Annotated in this window: 16 protein-coding genes and 1 pseudogene; 3 read left to right on the top strand and 14 right to left on the bottom strand. The window is 55.9% G+C overall.

Translation table 11 applies throughout. The features are described from left to right. The 9 genes and pseudogenes from AXF19_RS00755 to gap all read right to left on the bottom strand — a co-directional run. Positions 1-566, bottom strand: a pseudogene (locus AXF19_RS00755) (hexokinase); the annotation flags it as partial. A 2-nt stretch (positions 567-568) separates the two neighbouring features. After that, a complete protein-coding gene (locus tag AXF19_RS00760; protein WP_066843732.1) occupies positions 569-1,912 on the bottom strand; it encodes a hemolysin family protein in 1,344 nt (447 codons plus the stop codon). Between the two features lie 190 nt (positions 1,913-2,102). After that, positions 2,103-3,206 carry a DEAD/DEAH box helicase gene (locus AXF19_RS00765; protein WP_066843735.1) on the bottom strand — a complete coding sequence of 368 codons (1,104 nt, stop codon included), beginning with the start codon at positions 3,204-3,206 and terminating at the stop codon, positions 2,103-2,105. 1 nt (position 3,207) lies between these two features. Continuing rightward, a complete protein-coding gene (locus AXF19_RS00770) occupies positions 3,208-5,355 on the bottom strand; it encodes a DNA topoisomerase III (protein WP_066843738.1) in 2,148 nt (715 codons plus the stop codon). Continuing rightward, entirely contained in the window at positions 5,352-5,711 is a 360-nt protein-coding gene (locus tag AXF19_RS00775) for a YkvA family protein (protein WP_066843741.1), read from the bottom strand. Before AXF19_RS00775 ends, AXF19_RS00770 begins: the two co-directional genes overlap by 4 nt. A gap of 118 nt (positions 5,712-5,829) precedes the next feature. Beyond that, positions 5,830-7,386, bottom strand: a complete 1,557-nt coding sequence (gpmI, locus tag AXF19_RS00780; protein ID WP_066843744.1) for a 2,3-bisphosphoglycerate-independent phosphoglycerate mutase — start codon at positions 7,384-7,386, stop codon at positions 5,830-5,832. Positions 7,387-7,739: 353 nt separating this feature from the next. Then, on the bottom strand, positions 7,740-8,489 hold the full coding sequence (tpiA, locus tag AXF19_RS00785) for a triose-phosphate isomerase (protein ID WP_066843748.1): 750 nt from the start codon (positions 8,487-8,489) through the stop codon (positions 7,740-7,742). A 26-nt stretch (positions 8,490-8,515) separates the two neighbouring features. Continuing rightward, positions 8,516-9,709, bottom strand: a complete 1,194-nt coding sequence (locus tag AXF19_RS00790) for a phosphoglycerate kinase (RefSeq protein WP_066843750.1) — start codon at positions 9,707-9,709, stop codon at positions 8,516-8,518. 165 nt (positions 9,710-9,874) lie between these two features. Further along, positions 9,875-10,888, bottom strand: a complete 1,014-nt coding sequence (gap, locus tag AXF19_RS00795; RefSeq protein WP_066843753.1) for a type I glyceraldehyde-3-phosphate dehydrogenase — start codon at positions 10,886-10,888, stop codon at positions 9,875-9,877. Positions 10,889-11,108: 220 nt separating this feature from the next. Here gap and AXF19_RS00800 point away from each other — a divergent pair, with 220 nt between their 5' ends. Continuing rightward, complete coding sequence (locus tag AXF19_RS00800) at positions 11,109-11,753, top strand: class II aldolase/adducin family protein (RefSeq protein WP_066843756.1); 645 nt, start codon at positions 11,109-11,111, stop codon at positions 11,751-11,753. A 130-nt stretch (positions 11,754-11,883) separates the two neighbouring features. After that, positions 11,884-12,939, top strand: a complete 1,056-nt coding sequence (gene mtnA, locus AXF19_RS00805; RefSeq protein WP_066843759.1) for an S-methyl-5-thioribose-1-phosphate isomerase — start codon at positions 11,884-11,886, stop codon at positions 12,937-12,939. Positions 12,940-13,012: 73 nt separating this feature from the next. Here the strand turns inward: mtnA and AXF19_RS00810 are convergent, their stop codons facing one another. The 4 genes from AXF19_RS00810 to AXF19_RS00825 form a co-directional block, all read right to left on the bottom strand. Then, a complete protein-coding gene (locus tag AXF19_RS00810) occupies positions 13,013-13,732 on the bottom strand; it encodes an HI0074 family nucleotidyltransferase substrate-binding subunit (protein ID WP_066843762.1) in 720 nt (239 codons plus the stop codon). Positions 13,733-13,873: 141 nt separating this feature from the next. Beyond that, on the bottom strand, positions 13,874-14,848 hold the full coding sequence (locus tag AXF19_RS00815; protein WP_066843765.1) for an SDR family oxidoreductase: 975 nt from the start codon (positions 14,846-14,848) through the stop codon (positions 13,874-13,876). A gap of 79 nt (positions 14,849-14,927) precedes the next feature. Further along, entirely contained in the window at positions 14,928-15,572 is a 645-nt protein-coding gene (locus AXF19_RS00820; protein ID WP_066843768.1) for a DUF4276 family protein, read from the bottom strand. An 11-nt stretch (positions 15,573-15,583) separates the two neighbouring features. After that, positions 15,584-16,816, bottom strand: a complete 1,233-nt coding sequence (locus AXF19_RS00825) for an AAA family ATPase (RefSeq protein ID WP_061946363.1) — start codon at positions 16,814-16,816, stop codon at positions 15,584-15,586. Positions 16,817-17,469: 653 nt separating this feature from the next. Here AXF19_RS00825 and AXF19_RS14860 point away from each other — a divergent pair. Further along, positions 17,470-17,562 carry a hypothetical protein gene (locus AXF19_RS14860; protein WP_237141722.1) on the top strand — a complete coding sequence of 31 codons (93 nt, stop codon included), beginning with the start codon at positions 17,470-17,472 and terminating at the stop codon, positions 17,560-17,562. A 273-nt stretch (positions 17,563-17,835) separates the two neighbouring features. Here AXF19_RS14860 and AXF19_RS00830 read toward each other — a convergent pair. Next, the coding region (locus tag AXF19_RS00830) for a hypothetical protein (protein WP_172837339.1) at positions 17,836-18,587 on the bottom strand (752 nt) is incomplete at its 5' end.

Consider the following 18,587-nt stretch of genomic DNA (forward strand, 5'->3'; position numbering starts at 1 on the left):
GGCGTGACATTTGTCAGCCCCTGCCGCACGAGCGCCGCACGCAGGAGCTCGTTGACAACCTCGCCCTCGACACCGCGCGCTGCGAATTCCTTCGTCCAGATGATGAGCCGCGCGTCGTTGATATTCGTCTGCGCGGACGGGAATGAAAAGGTATGCCCAAGGAGGTACGGCGTCTCATGGTCGCCGCCGACCGCCTCGTCCACGAGCGCCGCGATGAAGTCAAACATCTGCTCGCCCGTCGCCTCCGCGCCGATGAAGTCGTAGACGCCGTCGACCTTGAGCGGCTTTGCGACGTGGGAGAGCATCTCGTATTTCCCATTGCCCTCGAGACGATAGAGCAGGATGCGCACATTCGTCCCGCCGAAGTCGAGCGCGAGATAGTCGCCGCGCTCTTTTCCCGTCGGCAGTCCGAGATAGGACGGCAACATGCGCAGCGAGGAGTCGGGGGAGCCGGAGAGGCCGAGGCGCATATCCTGACGGAAGTTTGCCGCCGCCTCGTGCAGATGCTCCGCATCCACGGTAAACGCGGCGATGATGTCATCATAAAGCACGGGATCGAATGCCATTTTTACTCCTCCTCATGCGGCGCGGTCTCCCCCTGCGCCTCCAATACCGTATGCATGAGATGGACGAGCACGCGCGTGATGCGCACGCCGTCCACCTCCTCGACGTAAAACAGTGTGCCCGCGTGCGCCGCCATCTGCCCGATGCGCGGTGCCTCGCCCAGCTGGTCGTAGAGCCAGCCGCCGATGCTGTCGACGTCCTCGTCCTCGATGCGCACACCGAGGAGATCGGCGACCTCCTCCAAGAGGAGCTTTGCATCAATCGAGCAGACAGCGCCCGCACGCCACTCGACGCTCTCGCGTTCCTCGTCAAACTCGTCGCGGATATCGCCCACGATCTGCTCGATGATGTCCTCGACCGTTACCATCCCCGCCGTGCCGCCGTACTCATCGACCACGATTGCGAGCTGCGACCCCTGCTCCTGCATCGTGCGCAGGAGCACGCTGCCGTCCATGCTTTCGGGTACGACGAGCGCCTTGCGGATATAGCGGCGCAGATTCAGCCGCTCCCCGCGGACGAGCGGCGGCAGGAGATCCTTGACATGGATAAAACCAATGATGTGATCCTTGTCCTCGTAGCAGACAGGATAGCGCGTCTGCTGCTCCTCGAGGATGGTCTTGATGCGCTCGGCGGGCGTGTCGTCGAGGTAGAGGCAGATCATATCTGTGCGCGGCACCATGATCTCACGCGCGTTCAGCTCCGTGAACGAGAAGACATTGTCCACGAAGTCCGCCTCGGTGCTGTTGATGAGCCCCTGCCGATAGCTCTCCTTCATCAGAAGGCGGATCTCCTCCTCCGTGTGCGCGTCCTCGTTCTCCCCCTTTACATCGTAGCCAAAACGGCGGCTGATTCCATTTGCGACCGTGTTCAGAATCCAGACAAAGGGACGCATGACGCGGCCAAAGAGCACCATTGGGAACGCGATCGCAAGCATGATGTTCTCGACGTTTGCAATCGCCATCGACTTCGGCGTGAGCTCGCCGAGTACGATGTGCATCGAGGTGATGATGGTGAAGGCGACGGCGAGCGCAATCGTGTGCCCGAATTCATCGGGCAGTCCGAGCAGCTGCGTCACGGGCAGAATGAGGGTCGCAATCGCGGGTTCGCCCACCCAGCCGAGACCGAGCGAGGCGAGTGTGATGCCGAACTGTGTCACCGAGAGCGAGTAGTCCAGATGCTCCGTAAGCTGCTTGGCATATCCGGCGCGGCTGCTCCCCTCTGCGATGAGGGTCTCAAGGCGCGAGGTGCGGATCTTCACACAGCAGAACTCAGCCGCAACGAAGAAGCCGTTCATGAAGATCAGAAAGGCGACGAGCAATATATCAAGTAATGTGGGCACGATGTCCACGAAAGAAGTCCTCCTTTGGGAACGGATAATAATCGTGACTGTTACACAAGTCGATTTGACTCGTGCAAAAAGTCTTTGTTCGTGTTGTGCACTCAAGGCGCCCCTACCACCGCTCACGCGGTTCCCCTCCCCCGTGTCGACGGGGGAGGCTTTGGGGCACGGCATATTAGCTGCCTCACGTCAGAAAGGGTCAGGCGCGCGGCAGACGGGAGAGTTCGATCTCCATACGCGCGGCGAGCGCCTTCAGCTTGTCCATCTCCTTCTCATCCACGAGCGAGATGACGGCGCCCTCCTTGCCCGCACGCGCCGTGCGTCCCGCGCGATGACGGTAGGTGCGCACGTCCTCGGGCAGGTCGAGATGGATGACGTAGTCCACATCCTCGATGTCGAGCCCGCGCGCGGCGAGATCGGTGGAGATGAGCAGCTCGGCGCGCCCCGCACGGATCGCGTCCAGTGCCGCACGGCGCTGATCGCGCCGCTCCTGTCCGAGGAGCGCGACCGCCTTGATGCCTTCGAAGCGCAGTTTTTCGAGCGCGTGTGCCGCGTCGAAGCTGCGCCCGACGAAGACGAGCCCGCGCCTGATTGGCAGACGGCGCGTCAGCTTCTGTACTGCCTTTATTTTATCACGAAACGATACAATATGATAGTAGTTTTGATAGACTGCCTTCGTCTCCTCCGCGCGGATGAGACGCGGCGCAAAGAGGCTCTCCGCCATGCGCACCGCAGCCGTCCCCGCTGTCGCCGAGAGGAGGAGTGCCTGACGCGCGGGCGGCAGGAGGCGGATGACGGCGCGCACTTCATCAAGCTGCTGCTTGCCGAGCAGGCGGTCGAATTCGTCCAAAACGAGCAACTTCACGCCCGCGAGCTTCAGCTTGCCAAGGCGGTGCAGCTCTGCAATGCGCGGCGCAGAGCCGACGATGACGGCGGGCTTCTTCTTGAGTGCTTCGATCTGCCGCTTGATATTCGCGCCGCCGATGAGCGCCTGTACGCCGATGGCGAGTCCCGCCGCCTGTGCGAGCTCGCGCGCGACCGTCGCAATCTGCATCGCAAGCTCGTGCGTCGGCGCGAGGACAAGCGCCTGTGCCGTGCGCGCGGCGGGGTCGAGGCGCGCGAGGAGCGGCAGGAGGTAGGCGAGCGTCTTACCCGTACCCGTCGGTGCCGCGCCGATGAGGTTCTCCCCCGCGCGCGCGGCGGGGATGAATGCCGCCTGGATCTCCGTGGGCGCTGTGATGCCGCGCTGCGCGAGTGCAGCCGCAAGAGGTTCGGGAACACCGAGCGATGTAAATGTTGTCATGTTATTCTCCAAAAAAGATTGCATCCATCTCCGCCTGCTCGTCCGCCGTCGGTGTATAACTGCCGCGCGGGGTGTATGTGGGCGCAGGAGACGCGGAGGGACGCGCTCCCGATGCCCCCGCTGCGCTGCGCGGAATCCGCTTCCCTGCAAAATCCGGCTTGCCGCCGACATCATTCGCCGTCATGCGGCACTGCGGGAACGCGGAGCAGCCCCAGAAATCGCCGTGCCTGCCCTTGCGCTTCTGCATGACGCCGCGCCCGCACGCAGGACAGGGAATGCCCTCAACGCCTGCAATCCTCGCCGATAGAGCCGCATGGCACAACTCGCGCGCAAACGCCGCCTGTCCCGCAAGGAACTCCTCGGGCGTGCCCTCGCCCTCTGCCATCGAGTGCAGACGATCCTCCCAGACCGCCGTTGCGTCGGGATAGGTCATCGTATCGGGCAGCGCGTCGATGAGGAGATACGCCGCCTCCGTCGGCGTCAGCACCTTTTTCTTGCCCGCTGCATGGAGGAACTTCCGCCGAATCAGATCCTCGATGATGCTCGCACGCGTCGCCTCCGTGCCGATGCCCGAGACATCGCGCAGCATCTTCTTCGCCGCCTCATCCTTCACATACTTGTGAATCTCCTTCATGCCCTGCAGGAGCGTTGCGGGCGTAAAGCGCGTGGGCGGCTTCGTCTGGCGCGTACCGAGCTCCGCCGACACATAGTCCGCCGCATCGCCCTTCTTCATCGGCGGCAGAACGGCGCTCTCCTCGTCCTCCTTCTCCGTGTCCTCGGACTCGGATTTTCCCGCGCGGTACATTGCACGCCAGCCCGCCGCACGCTCCGTGCGGCCGCTCGCCGCAAAGAGTTCGCCGTGATATGTGACCTCGACCTTCGTCTGATCGTAGACGTAGTTCGGATGAAACTGCGCAATGTAGGCGCGCGCAATCAGTTCGTAGACATTGCGCTCCACCGCGCTCAGCCGCGCGAGGTTCACGGGCACGGTCGTCGGGATGATCGCATGATGCGCCGAGATCTTCGCATCGTTCCACGCACGCGACTTCTGCTTTGCATCCGCCGCCCGCGCCCATGCACCGAGCGGTGTATCCGCGAGCGCCGCGAGATTGGAGAGGATCTTCGCCGCGTCCTTGTGCTGATTCACGGGTAGATACTCCGCATCCGAGCGCGGATAGCTCGTCAGCTTCTCCTCATAGAGCTTCTGCGCCGTGTCGAGCACCTGCTGCGGCTCATAGCCGTACCGCTTGCCCGCAAGCACCTGCAGTGCCGACAGCGAGAACGGAAGCGGCGGCGGCTCCTCCTTCTTCTTGCGCTCGTAGCGCGTCACCTTCGCATCCTGCGGCTCGCTTCCAAACGCCTCCAACGCAGCGCGTGCGGCATGCTCGTCCACAAGCCGCCCCTCGGGATCGAGCGGTGTGCGCTCCTCCGACGGCTTCCACCGCGCACGGAACGATTCGCCCGTCTTCTCATGGCGAAAGACCGCGTCCAGCAAATAATAAGTTGCGGGCTTAAAGTTCTCGATCTCGCGCTCGCGCCGCACAACGAGCGCGAGCGTCGGTGTCTTGACGCGTCCGATCGGCAGCACGAGCCGATCGTGCCCCGCACGCCGCGCCGCAAGCGTATAGGCGCGCGAGAGATTCATCCCGATGAGCCAGTCCGCACGCGCACGCGCCAGTGCCGAGCGTTTCAGCGGAAGGAAATCGGCATTATCGCGCAGGTCGCCGAGCGCATCGTGGATGCTCTTGTCATCGAGCGCGTTGATGAGGATGCGCCGCACGGGCTTTTCGTTGCCGAGGAAGTCCAGTACCTCGTCCACGAGCAGCTGCCCCTCGCGGTCGGGGTCACCGCCGTGCACGATCTCATCCGCGCGCGCGATCAGCCCCTTGACCACGGCGAACTGCTGCGCCGCGCTCTCGTTCACGACGAGCCGCCACTCAGCGGGCAGGATCGGCAGATCCTCCGCGCGCCAACGCTTGAGCTTCGGATCGTATTCCTCCGGCTCTGCCTGCCTGAGGACATGACCGAAGAGCCACGTCACCACGCCGCCGCCCGTCTCGATCCATCCCTGTCCCTTGCGATGCGGCTGCGGCAGACACGCGGCAAGTGCACGCCCGACACTCGGCTTCTCCGCGATGTAGAGCCTCATGCAAACACCTTCGAGAGTGCCCAGACGAGGAGGACAAACCAGAGAATCACGACAATGGATGCCACAACGAGCATGAGCGTCCCGTAGTGCGCCACGCGCCGCTCGCCCTCCGCACGCGCGTCGGGGGGCAGCATCCGCACGAGCAGCTCCGTCGCCGCCGGTAGGATCACCATATCATCCACCGCACCGAGCAGCGGAATCGTATCGGGAATGATGTCAATGGGACTGACGAGGTAGAGCAGCGCAAGCGGGAAGAGAAACTTCACCGCACGCGGCGTATCGCGTCGCAGCATCGCAAAGAGCAGCACGGCTATATCGCGCCGCAGTGCGCGCAGCAGCACCAGAAATCGCAGCATAAAAACCTCCGATCATGTTACGTCATTATGCACAGTATACCATTCCGCCCGCACTCTTTCAAATGTAAATGAAAAGGACAGCCGCACAATGGCAGCTGCCCTCCGATGTAGAAAAAAGTTATGCAAGCGTAACGAGCGGCTTGCCCGTCATCTCCTTCGGAATGGGAATCCCCGCGAGCGTCAGAAGCGTCGGTGCGATGTCGCAGAGTGCACCCGTATGCACTTCCTTCACGCGGTCGGAGACCACGATGAACGGCACGGGGTTGGTCGTGTGCTTCGTGAACGGCTGATTCGTCTCGTAGTCCCACATCTTGTCCGCGTTGCCGTGATCCGCCGTGATGCAGACCTCGCCGCCAACCTCGCGGATGGCATCGACAAAGCGCCCGACGCAGGTGTCGACCGTCTCAACCGCCTTGACAACGGCGGGCACGACGCCCGTGTGACCAACCATGTCACAGTTCGCATAGTTGAGGATGATGAAGTCGTACTTGCGTGACTTGATTGCCTCGACCACCTTGTCCGTGACCTCGATCGCGCTCATCTCGGGCTGCAGATCGTAGGTCGCGACCTTCGGGGAGTGTACGAGGATGCGATCCTCGCCGCCATACGGCTCCTCGATGCCGCCGTTGAAGAAGAACGTGACGTGCGCGTATTTCTCCGTCTCGGCTATGCGCAGCTGGGTGTAGCCGAGGTCGTGGACATACTGTCCGAAGGTGTTGTCGATCTCCTCGGGTGGGAACGCGACGAGTGCATTCATGCCCGCCTCATACTGCGAGAACGTCGCAAACGGAATCTTCAGCGACTCGTCGCGCTGGAAGCCGTCAAATGTCTCGTCGACGAATGCGTGCGTGAGCTGACGCGCGCGGTCGGGACGGAAATTGTAGAAGATCGCGCCGTCGCCGTTCTTCATGCCGGGGTAGCCCTCGACCACGAACGGCACGACGAACTCATCCGTCACGCCCTCGGGCTTCTCGCTCGTGTCCGCATAGGATGCAAGCAGCCCCGCCACCGCCGTCTTTGCCACAGTCTTCGCCTTTGCGTGCGCAATCGCCTCATAGGCGAGCTGCTCACGCTCCCAGCGATGGTCGCGATCCATTGCGTAGTAGCGTCCGCTGACCGTTGCAATCTTGCCGACGCCGATCTCCGCCGCCTTCTTCTCGACCGCCTCGAGATATTCCTGCGCGCTCTTGGGAGGCACGTCGCGACCGTCGAGGAACGCATGGATCCAGACCTCGGTCAGCCCCTCGCGCTTTGCCAGCTCGAGCACGCCGAAAAGATGGTCGTCATGGCTGTGCACGCCGCCCGGGGAGACGAGGCCCATGACGTGCAGCGCTGCGCCGCGCTCCTTCACCCCGCGCACAATCGTGAGCAGCGCCTCATTCTTGAAGAAGTCGCCGTTCTTGATGTCGCGCGTGATGCGCGTGAGCTGCTGGTAGACAATGCGCCCCGCGCCGATGTTCGTGTGACCGACCTCGGAGTTGCCCATCTGCCCGTCCGGCAGCCCGACGTACTCGCCCGAGGCGTTGATCTCATTGTATTTATACTGTTTCTTCAGTCCGTCGATGACCGGCGTATTCGCCATGGCAATGGCGTTGTATTTCATGTCGTTCGGGTCGCCGTTGCCGAAACCGTCCATGATAATGAGGGCAACGGGCGCGTTTTTAAGTTTTGCCATAATATTTGATTCTTTCTAAGAGCTTTTGCTCAATACTCAGGAGGCGCAGATTCTCCGCAAAGCGAAGCATCCGCGCCAACCAAGCAAGTGTATGGATCTGTGTGAACAAGGTTCTATGATAAATGTTACGGAGTGACTCCGTGCAAGCTCCACGCAAACGCTTAGTTACGCAAGCGGTCGCGTTCTCGTTCGCCTAAATACCTGCGGACTTCTTAAACGCGCTGCGCTTGAACGAAAGAAATCCGCAGGGGGCGAGTCGAACGCTTTTCTCCGCTTGCTCCACTAGGGTTTGCTTTGGAGCATCGCACGGGTCTGTGTCCGTTTTTCCGTAACATATGACAAAGAGCCTGTAATCAGAAATTGACGATCGCAGCGAAATCCTTCGCCTTGAGCGCCGCGCCGCCGACGAGTGCGCCGTCGACATTCGGCTTCTCCATGAGACCTGCAATCGTCGCGGGCTTCACACTGCCGCCGTACTGGATGCGTACGCCCTCGGCTGCCGCCGCGCCGTACTTCGCCTCGATGGTCTTGCGGATGTGGGCGCAGACCTCCTCCGCCTGATCGAACGTCGCCGTCTTGCCCGTGCCGATCGCCCAGATCGGCTCATAGGCAATGACGAGCTTCGCTACGTCTGCCGCCTCGAAGCCGGCGAGCGCCGCCTCGATCTGATACGCAACGTAGGCGAGGTATGTGCCCGCCTCGCGGATCTCGAGCGACTCTCCGCAGCAGATGATCGGCGTGATGCCCGCCGCATATGCCGCATGAGCGCGCTTGTTCACGCCCTCGTTCGTCTCGCCAAAGTAGTCGCGGCGCTCGCTGTGGCCGAGCACGCAGTAGGAGACGCCGAGCTCCGTGAGCATCTCCGTCGAGATCTCGCCCGTATATGCGCCGCTCTTCTCCCAGTGCACATTCTGCGCGCCGACTGCAATGTTCGTCCCCTTGACCGCCTCGGTGACGCCCGCGAGCGCCGTCGCCGTCGGGCAGACAACGACCGTCGCCTTTGCATCCTTTACGAGCGGAGCAAGCTCCTTCACGAGCGCGACACCCGCCGCGACCGTGTTGTTCATCTTCCAATTTCCTGCAATAATCGGTGTTCTTGCCATATATATGTTCTCCTCTATCGTTCGTCTTATTCGTCCGCGAGTGCCGCAATGCCCGGGAGCACCTTGCCCTCGAGCAGCTCCAGCGTTGCGCCGCCGCCTGTCGAGATGTGCGAGATCTTCTCCGAGAGCCCCGTCTTCTTCAGCGCCGCAATCGAGTCGCCGCCGCCGACGATGGAGATTGCGCCTTCCTTCGTCGCCTGTGCCACGGCGCGCGCAACTGCCTCCGTGCCCTTTGCAAAGGCATCAAACTCGAACACGCCCATGGGGCCGTTCCAGATGACCGTCTTTGCGCCCTTCAGTGCATTGACATACTCCTCGGAGGTCTTCGGGCCGCTGTCAAGCGCCTGCCAGCCCTCGGGCACCTTGTCCACGTCAACAATCTTCGTGTTCGCATCTGCTGCGAACTTGTCCGCGACGACGAGATCGACGGGCAGGACGACCTTTACGCCCTTCTTCTCCGCCTTTTCGAGCAGCTCCTTCGCAAGCTCAATTTTGTCGCGCTCCACGAGGGAGTCGCCGACGGGATAGCCCTTCGACGCGTCAAAGGTGTGTGCCATGCCCCCCCCGATGATGATCGTGTCGACCTTGTCGATCATGTTCTCGATGACGCCGATCTTGTCCGAGACCTTTGCGCCGCCGATGATGGCGACGAACGGGCGCTTCGGCGCCTCGAGCGTCTTGCCGATGTAGTTGATCTCCTTCTCCATGAGGAAGCCCGCAACCGTCTCGAGATGCGCCGTGATGCCGACGTTCGAAGCGTGCGCGCGGTGTGCAACGCCGAATGCATCGTCCACTGCAATGTCAGCAAGCGAAGCCAGCTGCTTTGCAAACTCGGGATCGTTCTTCTTCTCCGCCTTGTGATAGCGCAGGTTCTCGAGGAGCAGCACCTCACCCGGCTTCAGCTCGGCAGCAGCCTTCTCCGCCTCAGGCCCAACGCAGTCCGGCGCCCACTTGACGGGCTGCCCGAGGCACTCCTCAAGACGTGCCACAATCGGACGCGTCGAGAACTGCGGCTCGCGTGCCTCCGTCGGACGGCCGACATGGCAGGCGAGGATGACCGCTGCGCCCGCATTCAGGAGATGCTGAATCGTCGGGAGCGTCGCGCGAATGCGCGTGTCGTTCGTGATGTGCTGGTTCTCATCCATCGGCACGTTGAAGTCCACACGGACAAATACCTTTTTCCCGTGCGGCTCAATGTGAAGCATTGTCTTTTTATTCATATTGTCCCCTCCATAAAGGAATCGCTGACTGTATCAGTATTTCCTAAAAAGAAACGAGATCCGGCCCAAACGTCGGCCGGACCTCGTGAAAGATCGTATGCATACGGTAACATGGAGCAAACGCTAGCTATTCGCATCCACATCCCGTATATCTCTGTTTACTTGTCAGCCGAGTTCCGCAAAGTACTTGATCGTGCGCACCATCTGGCTCGTGTAGCTGTTCTCGTTGTCATACCAAGAGACGACCTGGACGAGCGTGTTGCCGTCACCCGTGTCGCTGACCATCGTCTGCGTCGCGTCGAAGATCGAGCCGTACGTCGTGCCGATGATGTCGCTGGAGACGATCTCGTCCGTGTTGTATGCGAACGACTCCGTTGCTTCCTTCTTCATCTGCTCGTTGACCTGATCGACCGTGACCTTGCCCTCGACCACTGCATAGAGGAGCGTCGTGGAGCCCGTCGGGGTCGGAACGCGCTGTGCCGAGCCGATGAGCTTGCCGTTCAGCTCGGGGATGACGAGACCGATCGCCTTTGCTGCGCCCGTGGAGTTTGGAACGATGTTGAGCGCTGCTGCGCGGCTGCGACGGAGGTCGCCCTTGCGCTGCGGGCCATCGAGCGGCATCTGGTCGCCCGTATACGCATGGATCGTCGCCATGATGCCGCTCTTAATCGGAGCGAGATCGTTCAGCGCCTTTGCCATCGGAGCGAGGCAGTTCGTCGTGCAGGACGCAGCCGAGATGACCTTGTCCTCCTTCGTCAGCTTCTTGTGGTTGACGTTGTAGACAATCGTCGGGAGGTCGTTGCCCGCAGGAGCGGAGATGACAACCTTCTTTGCGCCGGCCTTCAGATGTGCCTCAGCCTTTGCCTTTGCCGTGTAGAAGCCCGTGCACTCGAGCACGACATCGACATCATGCTTGCCCCAGGGGATCTGCGATGCATCCGCCTGTGCGTAGATATTGATCTTCTTGCCGTTGACCGTGATGGAATCCTCACCCGCCGTGACCGAATCCGCATACTTATAACGACCCTGCGTGGAGTCATACTTCAGGAGATGTGCGAGCATCTTCGGGCTCGTCAGATCGTTGATCGCAACAACCTCATAGCCGGGAGCATCGAACATCTGACGGAACGCGAGACGACCGATACGGCCAAAACCATTGATAGCAACTTTTACTGCCATTGAAATACCCCCTGTTGAGTCCCTAGTTCTTGGCGCTGCGTGCCTCTTGCCGCCGCGCTCTTCATACGATTTATATTATAAACCATTCCCAATAAAAGTCAAACTTTTTATCTGGCGCAGCGCGCTTTTCAAGGAATATTTTATGCAGATGTAAAAATCGCTTGCCACAGCGCGCAAATTTTCGCTAAAATATGGATAATAGAACGTGAGGAGGGTTATGATGCTCGAAACAATCAAAGAGGACGTACGCCGCTACGCCTTGCAAGCAGACCGCGCGGGACTGTGCAGACATCGCTCCGGCAATTTCAGCGTGCGCGACACGGCGACGGGACTCATCTGCATCACGCCGACCGGCATGGATCGCGAGGAAATGACGACGGACGACATCGTTGTGATCGATATGGAGGGGCATACCGTCGAGTCTCTGCATGATCGGAGACCCACCAGCGAACTCATGATGCACACGGCGATCTACCGCAGCCGCAGCGACGTCCGCGCCGTCGCACATACCCATTCGCGCGCGGCAACTGCATTTGCCGTCATGAACAAGGAGATCCCCGCCATCGTCTACGAACTCTCCATGCTTGGCTGCAAGGAGGGCTACGTCCCCGTCGCACCCTACGGTCGCCCCGGCACACGCGCGGCGGCAGAGAACGTCCTTGCACCGCTTGCCATCTCCGACGTGGCACTCATGCAGGCGCACGGCGTCGTCGCCGTCGCAGACAGTCTCAAGGAAGCCCTGCTCAAGGCAAGCTACGTCGAAGAACTCGCCGACATCTACTACCGCACCCTCACCGTCCTCGGACACGAGCCGCCGACCATTCCTGCGGACGAACTGGAAAAGTGGAAGTATCCGAGTGTATAATGCACCTTCATACCTCTAACATCAGCTTCCCCCGTCGGAACGGGGGAAGTGGCGAGCAACGCGAGCCGATAGGGGCGCTCCATACATATGGAAGGGGCGCCATGATGCATTTTATGAAAAGAGGCACTCAATGAACACCAACATCCTCGACATGGAGACCCTCGCACTCGACGAAGAGGAACGCGCCCTCGTTATCATCGACCAGACCAAACTCCCGAACTGCGCCGAATACCTCCACCTCAAAACGCAGGGCGAAATCTGGACGGCAATCCGTGACCTCCAAGTGCGCGGTGCACCCGCCATCGGTGATGCCGCTGCCATCGGCATCTACCTCGCCGCACTTGAGATCGACACCGACGACTACGATGAATTTGCACGCCGCTTCCACGCCGCCGCCGACTACCTCAACTCCTCTCGCCCCACTGCCGTCAACCTCTCGTGGGCCCTGAACCGCATGGAAACGGTTGTCAAAAACGCAAAGGGCAAATCCATCCCCGAAATCCGAACGCTCCTGCGTGATGAAGCCCTGCGCATCAAACAGGAAGACATCGACATCTGCAAAAAAATAGGCGAGCACGCGCTCACCCTCGTCAAGCCCGGATACGGCCTGCTCACCCACTGCAATGCAGGACAGCTCGCCACAGCCAAATACGGCACCGCAACCGCCGTCATGTACCTTGGCCACCAAAAAGGCTACCACTTCAAAATCTACGCCGACGAAACCCGCCCGCTCCTGCAAGGGGCGCGCCTCACCGCATACGAACTCAGTTCCGCCGGCATGGACGTCACATTGATATGCGACAACATGGCATCAACCGTCATGAAAAACGGCTGGATTGACGCCGTATTCGTCGGCTGCGACCGCGTCGCCGCCAACGGCGACGTTGCGAACAAAATCGGCACCTCGGGCGTCGCCATCCTCGCCAAACACTACGGCATCCCCTTCTACGTCTGCGCCCCCACCTCCACCATCGACATGAACACCCCGACAGGCAAGGACATCCACATCGAACAGCGCCCACCGGAGGAAGTCACCGACATGTGGTACTCGGAACGCATGGCACCAAAGGGCGTGAACGTGTATAACCCTGCGTTTGATGTCACAGATCATGAGCTGATTACGGCGATTGTGACAGAGGAGGGAGTCGTGAGCGATCTCGAAAACCTTACCTCCAACAAAATCTAGCCGTTACTTTTGATTTGCAAAGAGCTATTGTGGGAAGTCTTTTTAACTTGTGCAACAGCTCTGTTATGCTTTTTTACACATTCACATCCATAAGCCACTGATTTATCCTTCGATCCAGCACTTCCAACAGATCAGCATACCGTTCCCTCACCTCATGATAAATATCCCGCGCCACATTCTCATCATAGGTATGCGATGATAGATTACGCTTCTCCATCATATCCAGCCACGCTACAGCATCCGAAATCAGCCCCTGTTTCCATCCTTCTCGGATGCTGCTGCGCGGACTGTTTGCCTCGATACCTTCATACTCCAAAACTGCCTTCATCAACTTCCATGCAAGCTCAAAACAAAATTCAAAACGCTGAATCGTCGCATCCAAATACATATCATCCAGATCAGCTTCTTTTTTCAACGCTGTCTGTAATCTCAATAATGCCCGATGATAATCTTCCGCTTTCAGGCGAATCCGCTCCACTGTCATAACACTTCTCCCTGCCTCCACACAAAAAAGGAGTTTTCCCTCTCGATCAATTGCATCTCGCAGCTTTTCATTCGTTTGGTGATCGTAAAGCACAATATCGAATGTATAGGGTAAATTGCTCTGCTCAAATTCCTCCAACAAGGTGCTTCTTATGTCTTGATCGTTTTCTATCGCTAAATCGACATCGGATGTCACACGGTAATCTCCGCGTGCCCTTGAACCAAAAAGCCTAACCCGGTGGATCAGATCGCGATGCCGATCTAAGATATGATAGATTTGCTTCCATTGTGCACTCGTTAATCCATACACATCTTATCACTCCAATCGGACAATTTCAGTATTGTATATATTCTCTCTGTAAAACAAATCACCTTCTCCACAGAAGCATGCCAAGCAAAAACGACAGTACCGTATTCTAGTGTGAGGTAGAATACGGTACTGCCGTTTAGTTTACAGATTCTCTTTATACCACTGAATCGCTTCCTTGATCCCCTTCTCAAAATCATACTCCGGCGCATAGCCGAGATTTTTGCAGATCTTCGAGATGTCCGCCCCGCTGTGGCGAATATCTCCCTTGCGCTCCGGACCGAAGATTGGCCTAAGGTCTTTGCCAAACAATTCACTGAGCACGGCATACATCTCATTCAGGCTTGACCGCTTGCCCGCCGCGACATTATATGCCTCGCCCGCCGCCTCATGTGATGCGACGCATGCGAGGAGGTTCGCCTGCACAACATCCTCCACGTAGACGAAATCACGTGACTGCTCCCCGTCGCCGTTAATCGTCGGCGGCTCATCACGTAGCAGACACTCGATGAACTTCGGAATCACCGCCGCGTATGCACCATTCGGATCCTGACGACGACCGTAGACATTGAAGTACCGCATTCCATAGCAGTCCAGCCCGTAGTGCATCGTGTACTGATGCGCGTACTCCTCCGCGACGAACTTCGTCACCGCATAGGTCGAGAGCCGCCGCCCCACGATCTCCTCGCGCTTCGGCATCGTCTCATCGTCGCCATACACCGCAGCGCTCGACGCATAGGTGAACTTCTGCACGCCGTTCTTTGCCGCCGCCTCCATCATATTGACCGTGCCCACAATATTCGTCAGCGTATACTCCACTGGCTGTTCAATGCTCTCCGGCACACTCACCGCCGCCGCCTGATGCAGCACATAGTCCGCCCCTTGGCACACACGGTTACAAAGCGCCGCATCCCGAATATCCCCCTCGACGAACTCAAACTTCGGATTCCCTCGAAATCCCGCGATATTCTTCGCATATCCCGTTGACAGATTATCCAGCACGCGAACCCTATGCCCCATATTGAGCAGCGCTTCGGCTAGATTTGAGCCGATAAAGCCCGCGCCTCCTGTGACCAGGAATAAACTGTTCTCCGGAAATACGATTGTACGATAGTTCATGATATTCTCCCGCTTTCCACGCCAAGATCACTGGAACATAGCAATATTCTCTCCACTCCTCCTTATCGGCAGAACACTTCTAAAACTGCATCTTCTTTAGTCCGTTACAAAATTCCTGAAAACTCGCAGAACAATTCTTATCCACGAGCATATGTCTCGAAATATTCTTTGCCACATCTGTTTTTTTATGCATCAACCCCAGTGAACGATGCTGTCGCAGAGCCCCCTCTCCATACACAGCGCGTATTAAAAGTTCCCACGTACCGCACTGAGAATCTTGAACATACGTATCTAAAATCTCTAAATTTATATCTGGATAGGCAGCAATCAAAGCCTCGCGATCTCCAAGCATCCAAGCTTCCAGTTCCTCAATTGCAATTCGAAACAAACACCGTGGCCGTTGTGGGCAAAAATCCAGAGTGCGGAGCAACATCTGCTTCAGTATTCGACAATCTGAATGATCATCCAAATCCACTAGAACAACAACCGTTAATTGATCATCTGTACGACGTCCATACGCTCGTAATTTCGCAGGCAAATTATGCAATAAACTCGGATTGGTCGGGTTTGGATTTGCAGCCATATCTTGTGGTAATTTGCCAATACCTCGGTGTTTATGTATTTTCCATGTATGCGGCTCGTTATATGCTCCAAGGATCTGCGGCATAATAGTGGAAAGCAGAGTCAGCTCAGATTGTCCCTCCACCAAAATCTCATAATGCATAAATTTCCTCTTCAATCCAGATAGTCACTATACCATAATGCACCTAAAGGTTGACCTTCCGCTACCATTTCTTTTACATAAGGAATTTCACTAACACGTTGTATAGACGAAAATCCATTTTCTCCCTTTTTTAAAATCCACACTTCTTCCGGTTGCATTGCATCAACCAAGTAGGGTTGGTGGGTTGTAATAAAAATCTGAGAACCGTTCTTCCTCCCAGTAGCATGATCTCGCAATTCATTCACCAAAGCTGACACCAACTGATGATAGAGACCATTTTCAGGTTCCTCGATGCAAATAAATGGAGCCGGATTCGGATCGTAAATTAAAAGCAAATAACAAAGCATTTTTAATGTTCCATCCGACATCTGTCGTTGATTAAACGGTTTTGCGAAACCTTTATCCCTAAACAAAAGATAGAGATTATTTGTCACTTCATCTCGATATGGCTCAATTCTGCCAATTCCAGGAATCTTTTCTGAAATACTTTCCAGTATTTTTCGAAATGTTCGTTCGTGTTTCCGTGCCAAATACTGAACAAAATTTCCCACATTATCTGCATGCAAATTCAAATGTTCCTGCATCCCCGCCTGTGGAATCTGCCGTGCTGCATCAGGAGTAAAATAGCTTAAATACCAACTTCGTATAAAGCGCTTAAACTTCGCAATACGGGGATTTTCCTTTACTTGCTCTGCCAAAGATGCAATTGCCAGACGATGCGGGTCAAGTTCAACGTCCTTTCTTTCCAGATTGTCCCCCTCTACTGCCTCATCTCCGATCCAAACAGAGCCTTTTCCGTGATCTAGATATAAAAAGGATAGAGGTTTTCCCGTCTTATTGCTTTTAGGCCTTTGTCTTAGCCGTTCTGTTTTTACGATAGGAAGACCATCATCATCTACACGTCCAATAGAAACTTCATACGTAATCGGCCGATCGTTATGAGACTCGCGATAATATACGGTGATACTGATATTCTCAGACTCTTTTCCGGATGAGATTAGTTTATCAAAACCGCCTCTGCCACGTGCATTGCAAGCAGACTCAATATCTTTTTCCATACAATCTGCCAAAAAGCCAAATGCATCGAAAATAGAACTTTTCCCTGCTCCATTTTTTCCTATTACTACTGTCAAAGGTGTAAGCGCCTCAGCATCACGATACTCCGGTATTGTTCCAATCCTCCCCAAGGTAACGTCTCGTAATGCACAATAATTTTGAATGCGAATTCCTTCAATAAGGGCCATAATCCTTCTCCTGATAAAAATACAAACGAACCTTTCACTGTTCACTATGGGCAACGCCTAAAAACGGCGTTTTATTCGACGTGGAGGGAAGTTTCCCTGCCCGCAAGGCCATTGCGGCAAAAGCTATCCTGCTTACGACGCCGCACCGAGAACCTGGCGCCATCTCAAATTCGTCCAGATTGCTCGTATATCTAGAATGTGGCAAACTGAACCTAGACGTCCAAAACCCATAATCTGTCCACTATCAGGGAAGTATACGAGCACAAAGAACATTCGTTTCTTTTCGGCTATCCATATCAAACAGCGCGGAGGCTCATTTCCTTTATACTTTTACTAAAATTCGATAATTTTCACTTTTTTCCTGCAACAGCTCTAGGCTTATTTTACACTTTGATGCCATCGGTTGACGATGGAATGAAATACAAACCATGTCGCGAGTGCCGCTGGAAATCAATACGGCACTCGCGGCACACTACTGCTTACAAACGAACTTCTGCAATGCCAGGAGCGGCAACGAAAAAGGGACTCATGGAAAACCTCATCGACCAGCCCCTCTTGCCACTACCCAAGCATCCCTACGACGCAGATGCACGGAAGTCCGCCGCATATCCTCCCAGACGACCGGCCACGACCAGCACGAGAACCTCGTGCTGATGGGCAACCCCGGCACAGGCAAGACGCACTTGATGACAGCATTCAGCATAAACGCGCCTGCCTACTCGCTACAAGAAATGCAGCGCCCTTGACAAGCGAAATTGAACGGTGAATCTTACCGTCTGTCGAACCAGCAGCAACGTCTGAATATGTCTTAATGGCTCAATGATTCATGATCACATGGCTCACTTTTTCTTGATCAAATGTGGCTCACTTTTTCATTGACATTCACACTCCCTACTCGTGCGCAACCAGTTGTTGATGGATGAGCGCATGGCTAAGTTGATTGAGTGCTATGATAAGACCTGCTAATCTTTCATCTACTTATATCAAACAGCGACGAGCCAGAATTTTTCAGTGATTCTCTAGAGACTTGTAACAGCATATGCATAGGGTCCCTCATATCGAAATCCTAGAACAAATTCAACTCGTTTATTTTCATCTCTATCCTTTCTATAAATGGCCTCCTTATTTCGGCTCGGATTAAACTTCACCTGGAATTTAGTTCCTTCAATCTGAATTACGCCGGACTCGGGTTTATCAATACGAAGAATTCGTCCTTCAATTTTATGTACGGCAGCCAGAACATCGTCAAATCCCTCCCTATTCTGTCTTAGGGAATGATAATCGACAATACTCAGTATATCCGTTTTTTGTGGATCATAGAACTCTTTTACAGCACTACGGTTAGGAAAATTTCTCGCCAAATTTTCACATTTATTCGCATATCGCTGCGCCATATTCATAAATTCATTATCTTGATATTCAACAACATACACGTAAGAGACAACCATTCCATAAAAATAGTATACCATATCATCATATGATGACGACATAGAAAAAGATTGAACAGCTTTCCTTAAATTTCCTTCAAAAAGCCTAATGAAATAAAACCACTTGAGAACATTCTTGGGCTCATCTCTCTCTTCCGCAATATTGGCCTCAAGAATTTTATTTACATATTCCTGTTTCTTTTTGTTAAGTTTATTCCATCGTCCTCCACATTCACAGGCATAACCTTCAACCAACAATCTGCGAATAACAGGTCTGTATACATCTTTTTTCGTCAGCAAATTGTTCCACCCCTCGATTGCAGCACTCGTATCCCCTTTGAACT

Source organism: Selenomonas sp. oral taxon 126 (assembly GCF_001683335.1).
Classification (GTDB): Bacteria; Bacillota; Negativicutes; order Selenomonadales; family Selenomonadaceae; genus Centipeda.

Coding starts and splice junctions, on each gene's coding strand:
- AXF19_RS14860 (WP_237141722.1), top strand. CDS start 17,470: ATGGGCAACCCCGGCACAGGCAAGACGCACTTGATGACAGCATTCAGC.
- AXF19_RS00775 (WP_066843741.1), bottom strand. CDS start 5,711: ATGCTGCGATTTCTGGTGCTGCTGCGCGCACTGCGGCGCGATATAGCC.
- AXF19_RS00770 (WP_066843738.1), bottom strand. CDS start 5,355: ATGAGGCTCTACATCGCGGAGAAGCCGAGTGTCGGGCGTGCACTTGCC.
- AXF19_RS00825 (WP_061946363.1), bottom strand. CDS start 16,816: ATGGCCCTTATTGAAGGAATTCGCATTCAAAATTATTGTGCATTACGA.
- AXF19_RS00765 (WP_066843735.1), bottom strand. CDS start 3,206: ATGACAACATTTACATCGCTCGGTGTTCCCGAACCTCTTGCGGCTGCA.
- mtnA (WP_066843759.1), top strand. CDS start 11,884: ATGAACACCAACATCCTCGACATGGAGACCCTCGCACTCGACGAAGAG.
- AXF19_RS00790 (WP_066843750.1), bottom strand. CDS start 9,709: ATGAATAAAAAGACAATGCTTCACATTGAGCCGCACGGGAAAAAGGTA.
- AXF19_RS00820 (WP_066843768.1), bottom strand. CDS start 15,572: ATGCATTATGAGATTTTGGTGGAGGGACAATCTGAGCTGACTCTGCTT.
- AXF19_RS00800 (WP_066843756.1), top strand. CDS start 11,109: ATGCTCGAAACAATCAAAGAGGACGTACGCCGCTACGCCTTGCAAGCA.
- tpiA (WP_066843748.1), bottom strand. CDS start 8,489: ATGGCAAGAACACCGATTATTGCAGGAAATTGGAAGATGAACAACACG.
- gap (WP_066843753.1), bottom strand. CDS start 10,888: ATGGCAGTAAAAGTTGCTATCAATGGTTTTGGCCGTATCGGTCGTCTC.
- gpmI (WP_066843744.1), bottom strand. CDS start 7,386: ATGGCAAAACTTAAAAACGCGCCCGTTGCCCTCATTATCATGGACGGT.
- AXF19_RS00815 (WP_066843765.1), bottom strand. CDS start 14,848: ATGAACTATCGTACAATCGTATTTCCGGAGAACAGTTTATTCCTGGTC.